We start from the raw sequence: 11,342 nt of genomic DNA on the forward strand, positions 1-11,342 counted from the left end.
AGGTTCCCCCTCAGGTGGTCTGCTTAATGGTTATGGCCTCATTGTGAATTGGCCTTTTCGCCCTTCCCCAGGGCTGCCATTGGCTGATCGCCAGGCCACCCAGAATGCAGACAAAGGCCAGCAGTTTCAGGGTCGAGACCTGTTCAGCGAAAAAGTAATGGCTGCCGATCAGACCGAACACCGGCGTCAGTAAGGTAAAGGGCGCCATGGTCGACAGCGGGTATTTCAGGGTCATTCGATTCCATATCCAGTAGCCCAGTAAGGTGGTGGGATAGGCCTGGAACAGAATCGAGAACCAGACCTCTTTGCTGAACTGCCCGGGCAGAGCGGTGAACGCCTCGGCACCATGAAACAGGTAGGCCAGTAATGCCAGTGGCAGGGGCGCAAAGGCCATGCCCCACACGCTAAAGGCGAATACCTGGGTAGTGCCCGACTTCTTTACGATCAGGCTCATCAGACTCCAGCTGAAGGCGGCAATCAGGCACAGGGGCAGGCCGTTAATCGGCACGGAACCGTCGGTCAGCATCAGGCATATCATCAGGCCGATGACCGCCAGTGCGGCACCAATCCACTGCTTGAGAGCAATGCGCTCTTTCAGTACCCAATAGCCCAGCAGCATGCTCGAAATCAGGCTCATATCCATCAGCAGTCCCGCCATGCCGGCCGACACGCCCATCTGAATAGACCACACCATCATGCCCCAGATACCCACGCCGAAGGTGAGTCCGTAGGCGACCAGATAACCGGTGGCGACGCTGGGGCGGGGAATAAAAAAGATCACCGGAAAGATGGCGAAGCTGAAGCGCAGCGCGGTCAACACCATAGGATCAATACGGTCCGCCCCCAGCTTGATGGCGCTGAAGTTAAAGCCCCATAAGGCCATCAGCGCGAGTGTAATCAATAGGTCCCGGGCAGTCATACAGTGTCTCCTTACAGTTAGGCGGGCGGGCTGTGCATGGCCTATACCATCTGCTATTCTGCAAAAAGATAACAGTTACAGTTTATTTTAATAAAAAGAGTACAGTTGGTGCTGCTATGCGTTACAAAGCCCTGGCCAGTCAATTGATTGAGGAGATTCAAGCCCGAAAATGGCAGCAGGGGGAGCGCTTGCCCTCGTTGCGCCGCTTCTCGGCCCTGTACGATGTCAGCCTGACCACGGCGCAAAACTGTTACCACGCTCTGGAAGAGCAGGGTTGGCTGCTGGCCAAACCCCAATCGGGGTTTTACGTGTCTTCGCCCATGCAGGATCTTAGCGTGCCGGTAGCACCCCAATTTACCAGTACTCCCCGTGCCTTTGACGAAATCGACAGGCAGCGCTACCAGGAAGGTCCATTGGGCGAAGCGCAGCAAACCAACCCTTACATCAGTCCGCCGCTGGGCATTTCCCGGTTGAGCCCCCGGTATTTTCCCCAGCAGGCGTTTCAGCGCAGCATTAAACGGGTACATCTGCGACAGCCAGAGCTGCTGACCGAATACCCGGAACCCGCCGGAAGCAGCCCGTTGCGACGGGTATTGGCGCAGCATTTTGAGCAGTATCAATTACGCCTGAGCCCGCTGGAAGGGGTGATCACAGGGGGCTGCATCAATGCCGTCAAGCAGGCCATCGAGGTAACCACTCAAGTCGGCGACAGGGTGGCGATCAGTTCGCCAAGCTTTAATGGCTTGCTGCAGTTATTGGCTGCCCTGAACCGTGACATCGTGGAAATTCCCTGTACGGACCAGGGCATAGATCTGGTCCAGCTGGAGCAACACCTGAAAACGGGGGCTGTGCAAGCCGGGCTATTCAGCACCTCACACATGAACCCGCAGGGTACCAGTCTCAGCGATCAGCAAAAGCAGCGACTGGCCGAGTTGGCCAATCGTTACCGTGTGCCGATCATCGAAGACGATGTCTATATGGAGATTGGTTTCGGCCAGACCATGCCTCGGCCGGCAAAATACTGGGATAGTCAGGGCTATCTGCTGTGGTGTGGGTCGGTGTCGAAAACCCTGGCCAGCGGTTTGAGGTTGGGCTGGTGCTGGCCGGGGCGTTATTTGTCGGCGTACAGCCACCACAACAATGCCAGCAGCTACGGTCATAACACGTTAATGCAGGCGGCCTTGGCCGATTTTATTGTCACCGGCCAATACCAGAAGCATCTGCAAAAAGTTCGGCACCGGCTGTTCGCCAATATCTGTGCGTATCGGGCGTATTTAATGCGGTATTTGCCACCGGGCACCGCCATCAGCCAGCCAACCGGAGGCATGGTGTTGTGGGTTCAGGTGCCAGGGCTGGATGGGGATCGTTTTGAGCAAGCTATCCAGGCATCCGGGTTGGGGGTGCGCCTGGGCAAGGTGTTCACTACTCTGGACTGGTACCGGGATTGTTTCCGCGTCAATGTGGGTTGGGGGCTGGATGATGTAGTAACGGAAGGCGTCACCATCGAAACCTGCCTTGAGCAGTTAGTGAGTCTGGTCCAGCAGAGTGTTCTATCGTTGCATAAACAACAAAGTGATAGGGCGACACAGAGCCGTGCATCAAAGAGCTAAAGATTCTTGATGGCTGTTTCCCGGTGTTTGAGAAGACTAGTTGGAGTCCATTTCATCGACGCACATGACATGATCCTTGCCATTGGAATCTGTCGTTAGGCACAGCAATCTCGTTGCAGGGCAGGCGCGGGTATAGATGAACTTTCCACCTAACTGGTGGCACTCACTGGGTTTTAGCTCAACCACTAAGCCGCCAGCGTTTAACGCTTCCTGGGTAGGCCAGTTACCCAGCTGTTTTTGTTTTTTCAGCGCTTCAACCTGCTGCTTGTTTGGCGGCTGCATTTTGTCCGCCATAGGCTGTGTTGTTAATGCCGGTGCACTGGCTTTCAGATTGTCGGCAGTAGCGGGCATGGCACAAAACAGCCCCAGAGTTATCAATAGATAAAATCCGTTTTTCATGGTCACGTCCCTGTAAATTGGCATTTAAGGTGGTGGGCCGAGTGTCAAAAGAGCATTCTGGCCGAATACGTCGCTGAATCGCCGACTGTGAATTTGTCGAGAAAAGAAAAAAGATTAGGTGATAGGCGGCGCTTTCGCCTAGACATTATTGCTATCTAAATGGCTGTTTAGATTTCGATATTAAATGGGGGGGGGAAGAAGAGTATGTGCAAATTAGCACTGACACCACAGTCGCTTGTTATGTGCCACACAGTTGCTAGATATGTAAATCATGAGCGCTTCCCTGCTACCTCAGCAATTGCATCTGAAAACTGTCTTGCAGTATGTTCCAGAGCCTGCGTGACAATATCGTAGTACTCACTCCCAACGCCTGAGTATTTTTCCGTGAGCTTGGCCGTATCTATAGCCCCGCATTCTTCGAGTGCGTTGATAGATCGATTGAACCCGTCACTTAGCGCTCTAGATAGAATCGCTTCAATTTCTCGATTGTTGCTCATAGCCCTAAATCCTCTAGGCACATAACAGTTCATTCATAAGACCTTACAAGGTCGCATACATTGCAAGGTAACTCCGAACCCTATCCTTACAATAATGCAGAGGGTGCACAAGCGGCTTTGGCCTGAATATGCACACCAAAGTACGTTGGCTTTGATTTTTTCCGTGCCAAGCCAATGCGAATATTAGTACGAGCTAACCGCGGTTGATTACGCGTCTCTTGTTCTACCCAGCTGAATCAGCACCACACCCACAATTACCAATATGACCCCGGGTAGTAATACCCAGTCAAACAGCTGGGGTTCCAGGTAGAAACTCATAGCCATCACAAACACGGGCGTGAGCAAACTGTAGGCGGAGGTGCGTGCCGGGCCCAGGGTGATGGCGCCCAGTTGTTGCAGGAAAAAACTCAGCAGGGTGGTGAACAGGGCAAGGTAGGCCAACCCCCAGTACACCGATGCGGGCAGTTGATGCCACTGGCGCCAGCGTTGCGCTGTTGTTGAAGGGTTTGGCTCCATAGAAAGTTGAGAAACCAGTGAGAACATCAGCAGCAACAGGGTAGCCATCAGAATCACCCAAAAGGTCATTACCGCTACGGGCTCTTCCCGGTGCCAACGTTTGACCAGCGGTTGATAGGCGCCCAAAAACAGGCAGCCAATCATAAAGATGGCGTCCCCCTGGCTGAACTGTAGCTGCGCCAGCGCCGCCAGGTCTCCACGAAAGACCACCCAGAGGGCGCCCGCTGTGCCCAGCACCAGGCCCAGTATAAGCAGCGGCCCACTTCGCTCGCCATTAAGCAGGCGCGCATAGATCGCCGCCAATGCTGGCACGCTGGTAAAGAGCGCGCCGCTATTGAGCACGCTGCTGGTTTCAAGGCTGGCGAACATACAACAGAAGAACACAGCCAGCGGCAGTGCCAGGGCAGTATAGACGCGCAGCCGCTCAAAGCCCGGCCAGGTCAGGCCAAAGCGGTGCACAATGTAGGGAGCAAACAGCAGGCTGGCCAAGGCAAAACGCAGTAGCATCAGTTGTCCTGAATTTAGTGATGGGTCTGTCTGATTAAGGCTTTGCATCATCTCCCCGCCGACCGGAAAGGACCCGGCTACCAGCACGGTCATCAGCAATAACAGCGCATGAACGTAAAGGTAAGAAGGGGGCTGGTTGTGAGTGCTCTGGTGCATGGGGTGTACCGGTTGATGATGGCCTGACAAGCATAACTTGTCGCTTATTGACCGATAATCCGTCTTGGGGAAGAATGACTGTTGAGAAAAAGTTAACAACAACGGGTGAAAGGTTGTATGGACGGTAAACTGGAAGGCTTCGGCGCGTTGCCGGTTTTTGTGGCGGTGGTGGAAGCCGGTGGTTTTTCTCCGGCGGCCCGGCAGTTGGGGATCTCGAAATCGGCGGTCAGCAAGCGCATGACCTTGCTGGAGCAGCAGCTGGGAGTGAAACTGCTGCACCGCACCACACGTAAGCTGAGCCTGACCGAGGCTGGTGAGCATTACTTCGAGCACGCGGCCAAGGCGTATCGGGCGGCACGAGACGCCGAAGATGCGGTGTTGCAACTGCAGGGGGAACCCCAGGGCCGGTTGCGTATTAACACCCCGATGTCCTTTGGCCGCTTGCACATCGCGCCTATGATGCCGGCTTTTCTCAAACGCTACCCAAAGATCAGTATCGATATGGTGATGGATGACAAGACGGTGGATCTGGTCGATGGTGGTTTTGATCTGGCGATCCGCGCCGGTGACCTGGTCGATTCCAGCCTTATCGCGCGACCGCTGGCGCCACTGCGCAGCATGCTGTGCGCCTCCCCGGCTTATCTGGCCGAGCAGGGGACACCGGGCACATTGTCCGAGCTGGCCGAGCACAATTGCCTGGTGTTCAGCTATTCCAACGATGTGAAGGAGTGGACCTTTATCAAACCGGAGGGCAACGGGGCAGCACCACGGAAAGAAACGGTGGCGGTCAATGGCAATTTTCGAGTCAATAACAGCGAGGCGTTGCGAGAGCTGATGCTGCGAGGTGTCGGCATAGGTCGCCTGCCCACCTTTGTCACCGGCCCTGATATTCGCAGTGGCCAGCTGGTGCAGCTGTTCCCCGAATATGAGATGCCCAGCATTACCATGAACGCGGTGTTTCTTGAGCGGCAATATATGCCGGCCAAAGTACGGGCGTTTCTGGATTTTGCCCTGGACTACTTTGGCGGCGACACCCCCTACTGGGACCGGTAACGCAGCGGCTGTAAAGGGTTGATAACGGAGATAACGGAATAGGGCTGATAAGGGAATAGGGCTGATAAGTGAATAGTGCCGGCCGAGGCATAGCATCGCCCGCGGGCATTGGCTGATTAACGATAGGAGTTGTTTGGGTTTATTGGTAAGAATAACTCAACAATTATTTTCATGTTTGCTGGCTTATCCTGTTTTAAGAAACAATCTACACTGCTTTTCCATCAACTGACGACTCAGAGCGCTTGTCGCTAAGGAAAAGCCATGGAACTCTTTACTGCTATTGCCACCCGCCGTGCCGTTAAACATTACGATGCCGACGCCGTTATGCCCGACGCCGATTTTCGCCAGCTGATGGCTGCGACCTTGCTGTCTCCAACCAGTTACAACATTCAGCACTGGCGCTTTGTACGAGTGACCGACCGAACGCAGCGAAAACAGTTGCAGGATGCGGCCTGGGGGCAGGAGCAGGTATCCCGCGCCAGTGAATTGATTGTGCTCTGTGCCGATACCCAGGCCTGGCAGGATCGCCCCGAGCGTTACTGGGCCGATGCCCCGCAGGCGGCGCAAGAGATGTTGGTACCCATGCTGAAAGATTTTTACCGTGGCCGTGAACAGGTGCAGCGCGACGAAGCCATGCGCTCCTGCGGCATGGCGGCGCAAACACTTATGCTGGCCGCCAAGGCGTTGGGTTATGACAGCTGCCCGATGATCGGGTTCGATGCCGATGCGGTGGCCGAACGGATTAATCTGCCAGAACAGCATGTGATCGGCATGATGATCGCGGTTGGCAAAGCGGCCAAGCCCGCCAATGGTCGGGGAGGGCAATTGACACTGGATGAGGTGCTGATGGAAAACCGTTTTTAACTGGCTGGATGTTGGGGACCCTTTTTTGCGAGCAATCATCGCTTGATGCAGGGCTAAGGGTCTTCACCCAAAAACAGCGCTATCTGTTGGCCGGCGCGATGCGCTTTGTCGTGGCGGCAAAGGTTTTTATCTCATCCTTGCTGTACGGTGTATGAACTCTTTTGCTCGATGGCGGTTGATGTTCCAGGCAGACATTGTCACGACGCGCTGTTTTAGGGCGAATAGGTCGGTGCATAAAACCGCCGCCACAGTTTGGGCAAACATTTTCCAGTATCTCATCGACGCATTGTTGGCAGAATGTGCACTCATAGGTGCAGATCATCGCCTCTGTGGAATCGGGCGCTAAATCCTTATCGCAGCATTCACAGTTGGGGCGGATTTGTAGCATGGTTTTTAGATGCTCCTTGCATTGAAATAATCAATGCTGTCCGGGATTTTCATCATCAACAAGCTGAGCGGATATCGGTAGGTGCGCGATGATCGGTTCAATTTTTAATCATTGCTTAGTATTTAAAATGTGACTCGTTAACCCTGTCTGTGCGGGTTATTGCTGAATAACTGGTGTAAACTGGCGCGATAAATATTCATTCAGTGTATGGGTTGTACTCTTTAATGTCTCGTATTTTAAAAGCTCTTATCTTGTTAAGCATCGTGCTGGTTTCTCTGGGTTATCATTTTAGGGGTTCCATTGCGGCTTCATGGTATGAAAGGTCTGGTTCTGAAACAGCTAATGAACAATTAATTGATCAGGTAGAGCAGTATCTGAGTTCGTGGGGCGAAACGCTTAATGATGAACGGTTTTACCACAAATTGAAGATACTCAGTGAGCAGTATTGGGTCTCGTGGCATGGAATGTTCGAGACAGAAAGGCTCATTCCGGAACATTCAATTTCTGGTCAACAATACCTGCAGATGTTGCTGGATAAACAGTATGAACGTCTGACAGAAGCGCTGGAGCCACATCTTGTACCGTCGAATGAAGAACAAAGTGTGGAGATGCAATATGCGCTTAATGCATTGGACCGGGATGAAGTCTGGTTGCAATCCTATTTTGATGAATGGGTTGAGGCGACGCCTACGAAAGCTGTTCCTTATCTTGCCAGAGCTGATTATTTATTGACTCAGGGCTTGTTGGCCCGGGGGACGGATTATATTCGCAATACCCCGGAATATAACCTTGTAAAGATGCGCATGCTGTTTGAATTAAGCATGAAAGATCTCAACAAAGTTAAAAGCATCAATGATCAGACTGCGTACCCTTATGCGATACAACTCAATATTGCGATGAGGCAGGGTAGTGCTGTTTCAAAGAGAAGCATTTATGAGCAGGGGGTTAAGCGGGATCCGGAATTGAATTGGATTTACAGTACCTATCTGTCAACTCTGGCACCTAAATGGGGAGGGAGTGCTCAACAAGAAAAGCAGTTTATTGAAGAGTTGCGTTCCAAATACCAGACTTACCCATGGCTTAAGTCAAATGAAGTGTCCTGGATGATTGATCAGGTAGACGCTTTACCAGGAAAAGCCTGTGACAAAATAGCGGAATATCAAAGAGCCTATGATTTCTACACTAATAGCTGGAGTAGTTATAATTTAGGTCGTGCCTACAGTTGTGATCTGCAATTTGATGAAGCATTAGGATACCTTAGAGAATCTGTTGAGCGTTGGCCCTATCAGGCTATTGCGTGGAGATTAATAGGTGCCATTCAACATAAATTAGGTGATTCAGAAAGTGCTTTGGAATCCACCAGGATTGCGGCTCATTTGGATCCTTCGGATGATTTTTCGTTTTTTCAATTGGGTAATATCTCACTTTATCTTGAGCGATATGAGCGGGCAATTGTGGCCTACAATAAAGCCATCAAAGCAAACCCTGAAAAATCTGATTATTCTCAGTATCTGGAGCTGGCGGAAAACTTTCTGGCAAATCCTGGTAGCCCTCATGATTTATATTTACTGAAAGATTCCTGGGGTGGGATGGTTTCTAAAACTACTTATGTGAAAGGGCGTAAAGAGGGGAAAGCGATCATCTACGATGATCACAACAATCCGAAAGAGTATAGGTTGTATGAAAATGATGTTTTCACGAAGCTGACCCGATTACACCCCGATGGTAGTGTGTCTACAGTGCTTAGCATTAAGGGTGATAAGATCGATGGCCCTTACCAGGAGATCTCTGTTTCTGGCAATGTGATTTCAACCGGAGTACTTGATGCTGGTTTGCCGGAAGGAGATATGAATGTTTTCTTTGAGAATGGCCAATCTCTTTTGACTAACCATTATCAGAAAGGGAAAAAGCTTACGCCAACCAAATTTAATGTGCCCGCGCAGAATCTTAATGGGGTGACCGGGGTTTCAATAGCATCGGGGGCCATGTCCCATATAGGGTCTCCACTCAATCAAACCTCAAAATTCAGTTTTGATGGCGATCCTATCTTTATCTATACGGCTCTCGATGGCATCCAAGGGCAAGATAATAAACTGAACGTAGAATTCTTTGACGCGGCGGGAAATCGTGCTTTTGAATATTTGACCGTATTGCAAAATAGCGGAGATGGTTTTAATTTTAGTTCTGTCTATTACACTCCGGATCCCGCTAAGGATCAGCCGGGAGAGTGGACGGTAACAGCTTCTCTAAATTCTGAGTTATTTGATAGCTATACCATTTCCGTCAACGACCGGTAAATGAATTTTGATTGTATAAGATCGTAGTTTTTTTAAGTGCGATCGGCCTTGCGTTGGTGGTTACCCTGAAAGCTTAGGGGTGTGTCCAAGGTAAGGCTTTTCCCTTCCCCCCCCCTAAGTGCTAAATCTTTATCGCAGTATTTGCAGCTGGAGCGGAGTTGTAGCATGGTGGGTAGCCTCCTTGTATCGAAATAACTCTTATTAAAAATATAATCTTACTATATTTAGAGTTAAATATTGGGGGTGAGCTTTTAATTGGATTTCAGATGCTGACCGATTATGGGGTGGTAGAGATTGCAATTTAGAGGGGGTGATTAGGACTGTCAGTAATTTTTTGAGAGAGTTATAGGAAGGGTTCTTGTTCTGGGGCTGATCAATCTTTTCCAGCTTTAATTAAATGTACTGAGAATATCTTGCCATGTTTCACCAAGTGCAGAAAATCGATCATTATTGTGTGAGATTATAATTAGTTCGCCTGCTATAAATACTAAAACTGAAAACACTGAGGCTACTGTGATTTGATTTGTTCTGGTTGTGACTGTTTTCCAATCCCAGGCTAGATAAATGACAGGAGAAAAAGCAACGATTCCCCATAGTAGAGTTTGGAATGCAAAGATTCCGATCGTGATTATTGTCATTATGGCCAGAATAGGGATAAGAAATACTAATGCTAGACCCATTTTTTTTGTACCTATACTTATTGAAATATGCTGCTAAGTTTTATTATTTCTATTGAATTTTCTGGTTTTTCTATTGCAGGAACTATTAGGGAGTGCTGATTAATCCATGCAGAACCCAAATAGTCTGTAAGGAATAAATCATTGAGGACAACTCTAATGTCTTCTGCTGTTCTTGCCTTCAATAGAATATGAGTTAACCCCCATAATCTATTTATTTTAATTGGCGCATGGCTCATCTGGTTCGGCTCCCCATTCTTATTTACTGTCAGCTATTAACTTACCAGCGATGCGCTCGAATTTTAATTTGATCCCTGGCATATGGGCTTAACAGCGGGTTAAAAGGCAAAGCTTTCTTTACCTTTAAGGGCGGAATTAATTTTTTGGGGTTCAAACTTTACGTGTATGCATGAGGGAGATTCCATTCTTGATTCAACCGGTCCGTGGTTGATGTTAGTGTCATAGCGACTTGGCTATTACTGAATAATTATGTTTATTAAATCATGGAGAGAGAGGTGATAAAAGCAGTGTTTTTACACACTGCTCCCCGCCATCGCATTACCCACCCGCGACCCATTACTACGTCCCAAAGCCTGGGTAATAAACTGACCGGTTTCGACCAGCTTGGTCAGGTCGATACCATGCTCGATGCCCAGTCCATTTAACAGATAGACCACATCTTCGGTGGCGACATTACCCGAGGCGCCTTTGGCGTAGGGGCAGCCCCCCAGGCCGGCAACGGAACTGTCGATCACTCGTATGCCGCGTAGAAGGGATGCATAAATATTGGCAATGGCCTGACCGTAAGTGTCGTGCAGGTGCACAGCCAATTGATCGATGGGGACCTCTTTGGCGACCGCGTCGAGCATGACATTAACGCTGGCCGGTGTACCGACACCAATGGTGTCGCCCAGGGATATTTCGTAGCAGCCCAGCTCCAGCAACTGCCGGGAGACTCGGGCAACGAGGCTGGGATCCACCTCGCCCTCGTAAGGGCAACCCACCACGCAGGAGACGTAACCCCGCACCGGTACGCCGGCCTTGCGAGCCACGTCCATCACCGGGGTAAAGCGTTGCAGGCTTTCATCGATCGAGCAGTTGATGTTTTTCTGACTGAAGGCTTCGGAGGCGGCGGCAAAAATGGCCAGCTCGGAAGCGCCCACTTCGAGTGCCCGTTCGGCGCCTTTCAGGTTGGGGGTAAGTGCGGCGTAGCTGACCTCATCCTGACGTTTCATTGCACGAAACACTTCGTCGCTGCCCGCCATCTGGGGCACCCACTTGGGGTTTACAAAACTGCCGGCTTCGATGGTACGCAAACCGGCCCTGGCCAACCGCTCTATCAGTTGTACTTTTACCTCGGTACTGATCGGCTGCTGCTCGTTTTGCAAGCCATCACGGGGGCCGACTTCGACGATGCGCACGCGCGTGGGTAATCTGTCCATTGCGTTTTCCTCTCGTG

General features: G+C 50.7%; 11 protein-coding genes. 4 read left to right on the forward strand and 7 right to left on the reverse strand.

Annotated features, from left to right (window positions below; genetic code table 11):
- Window positions 1-10 precede the first annotated feature (10 nt).
- Window positions 11-919, reverse strand: coding sequence for an EamA family transporter (locus MIB40_RS08020; protein WP_249692791.1), 909 nt, complete (start codon window positions 917-919; stop codon window positions 11-13).
- A 116-nt stretch (window positions 920-1,035) separates the two neighbouring features.
- On the opposite strand from MIB40_RS08020, the gene MIB40_RS08025 reads away from it, so the two are divergent.
- On the forward strand, window positions 1,036-2,529 hold the full coding sequence (locus MIB40_RS08025; protein WP_249692793.1) for an aminotransferase-like domain-containing protein: 1,494 nt from the start codon (window positions 1,036-1,038) through the stop codon (window positions 2,527-2,529).
- 36 nt (window positions 2,530-2,565) lie between these two features.
- Here the strand turns inward: MIB40_RS08025 and MIB40_RS08030 are convergent, their stop codons facing one another.
- From MIB40_RS08030 to MIB40_RS08040, 3 genes are all read right to left on the reverse strand, one after another.
- Complete coding sequence (locus MIB40_RS08030) at window positions 2,566-2,928, reverse strand: hypothetical protein (RefSeq protein WP_249692795.1); 363 nt, start codon at window positions 2,926-2,928, stop codon at window positions 2,566-2,568.
- 269 nt (window positions 2,929-3,197) lie between these two features.
- Window positions 3,198-3,425 carry a hypothetical protein gene (locus tag MIB40_RS08035; protein ID WP_249692796.1) on the reverse strand — a complete coding sequence of 76 codons (228 nt, stop codon included), beginning with the start codon at window positions 3,423-3,425 and terminating at the stop codon, window positions 3,198-3,200.
- A 207-nt stretch (window positions 3,426-3,632) separates the two neighbouring features.
- Window positions 3,633-4,604, reverse strand: coding sequence for a DMT family transporter (locus MIB40_RS08040; RefSeq protein ID WP_249692798.1), 972 nt, complete (start codon window positions 4,602-4,604; stop codon window positions 3,633-3,635).
- A gap of 117 nt (window positions 4,605-4,721) precedes the next feature.
- On the opposite strand from MIB40_RS08040, the gene MIB40_RS08045 reads away from it, so the two are divergent.
- The gene (locus MIB40_RS08045; RefSeq protein WP_249692800.1) at window positions 4,722-5,657 is read left to right on the forward strand and encodes a LysR family transcriptional regulator; all 936 of its coding nucleotides are present in this window, start codon (window positions 4,722-4,724) and stop codon (window positions 5,655-5,657) included.
- A gap of 261 nt (window positions 5,658-5,918) precedes the next feature.
- Window positions 5,919-6,521, forward strand: a complete 603-nt coding sequence (locus MIB40_RS08050; RefSeq protein ID WP_249692802.1) for a nitroreductase family protein — start codon at window positions 5,919-5,921, stop codon at window positions 6,519-6,521.
- 79 nt (window positions 6,522-6,600) lie between these two features.
- Here the strand turns inward: MIB40_RS08050 and MIB40_RS08055 are convergent, their stop codons facing one another.
- The gene (locus MIB40_RS08055) at window positions 6,601-6,909 is read right to left on the reverse strand and encodes a DUF1272 domain-containing protein (RefSeq protein WP_249692804.1); all 309 of its coding nucleotides are present in this window, start codon (window positions 6,907-6,909) and stop codon (window positions 6,601-6,603) included.
- 224 nt (window positions 6,910-7,133) lie between these two features.
- Between MIB40_RS08055 and MIB40_RS08060 the strand changes: the two genes are divergently transcribed.
- On the forward strand, window positions 7,134-9,206 hold the full coding sequence (locus tag MIB40_RS08060; RefSeq protein ID WP_249692806.1) for a tetratricopeptide repeat protein: 2,073 nt from the start codon (window positions 7,134-7,136) through the stop codon (window positions 9,204-9,206).
- 697 nt (window positions 9,207-9,903) lie between these two features.
- Here MIB40_RS08060 and MIB40_RS08065 read toward each other — a convergent pair.
- Together MIB40_RS08065 and MIB40_RS08070 are read right to left on the reverse strand one after the other, a co-directional pair.
- Complete coding sequence (locus tag MIB40_RS08065; protein ID WP_249692808.1) at window positions 9,904-10,122, reverse strand: hypothetical protein; 219 nt, start codon at window positions 10,120-10,122, stop codon at window positions 9,904-9,906.
- 294 nt (window positions 10,123-10,416) lie between these two features.
- Window positions 10,417-11,325 (reverse strand): hydroxymethylglutaryl-CoA lyase, encoded by a 909-nt coding sequence (locus MIB40_RS08070; RefSeq protein WP_249692809.1) that lies wholly within the window; start codon window positions 11,323-11,325, stop codon window positions 10,417-10,419.
- Window positions 11,326-11,342: the final 17 nt, after the last annotated feature.

Origin of the sequence: Aestuariirhabdus haliotis, assembly GCF_023509475.1 — a bacterium.
GTDB classification, from domain to species: Bacteria; Pseudomonadota; Gammaproteobacteria; order Pseudomonadales; family Aestuariirhabdaceae; genus Aestuariirhabdus; species Aestuariirhabdus haliotis.

Excerpts from the sequence above, each read along its gene's own strand:
- MIB40_RS08045 (WP_249692800.1), top strand. The coding sequence starts at position 4,722 with ATGGACGGTAAACTGGAAGGCTTCGGCGCGTTGCCGGTTTTTGTGGCG.
- MIB40_RS08070 (WP_249692809.1), bottom strand. The coding sequence starts at position 11,325 with ATGGACAGATTACCCACGCGCGTGCGCATCGTCGAAGTCGGCCCCCGT.
- MIB40_RS08020 (WP_249692791.1), bottom strand. The coding sequence starts at position 919 with ATGACTGCCCGGGACCTATTGATTACACTCGCGCTGATGGCCTTATGG.
- MIB40_RS08065 (WP_249692808.1), bottom strand. The coding sequence starts at position 10,122 with ATGAGCCATGCGCCAATTAAAATAAATAGATTATGGGGGTTAACTCAT.
- MIB40_RS08050 (WP_249692802.1), top strand. The coding sequence starts at position 5,919 with ATGGAACTCTTTACTGCTATTGCCACCCGCCGTGCCGTTAAACATTAC.
- MIB40_RS08040 (WP_249692798.1), bottom strand. The coding sequence starts at position 4,604 with ATGCACCAGAGCACTCACAACCAGCCCCCTTCTTACCTTTACGTTCAT.
- MIB40_RS08035 (WP_249692796.1), bottom strand. The coding sequence starts at position 3,425 with ATGAGCAACAATCGAGAAATTGAAGCGATTCTATCTAGAGCGCTAAGT.
- MIB40_RS08060 (WP_249692806.1), top strand. The coding sequence starts at position 7,134 with ATGTCTCGTATTTTAAAAGCTCTTATCTTGTTAAGCATCGTGCTGGTT.
- MIB40_RS08025 (WP_249692793.1), top strand. The coding sequence starts at position 1,036 with ATGCGTTACAAAGCCCTGGCCAGTCAATTGATTGAGGAGATTCAAGCC.
- MIB40_RS08030 (WP_249692795.1), bottom strand. The coding sequence starts at position 2,928 with ATGAAAAACGGATTTTATCTATTGATAACTCTGGGGCTGTTTTGTGCC.
- MIB40_RS08055 (WP_249692804.1), bottom strand. The coding sequence starts at position 6,909 with ATGCTACAAATCCGCCCCAACTGTGAATGCTGCGATAAGGATTTAGCG.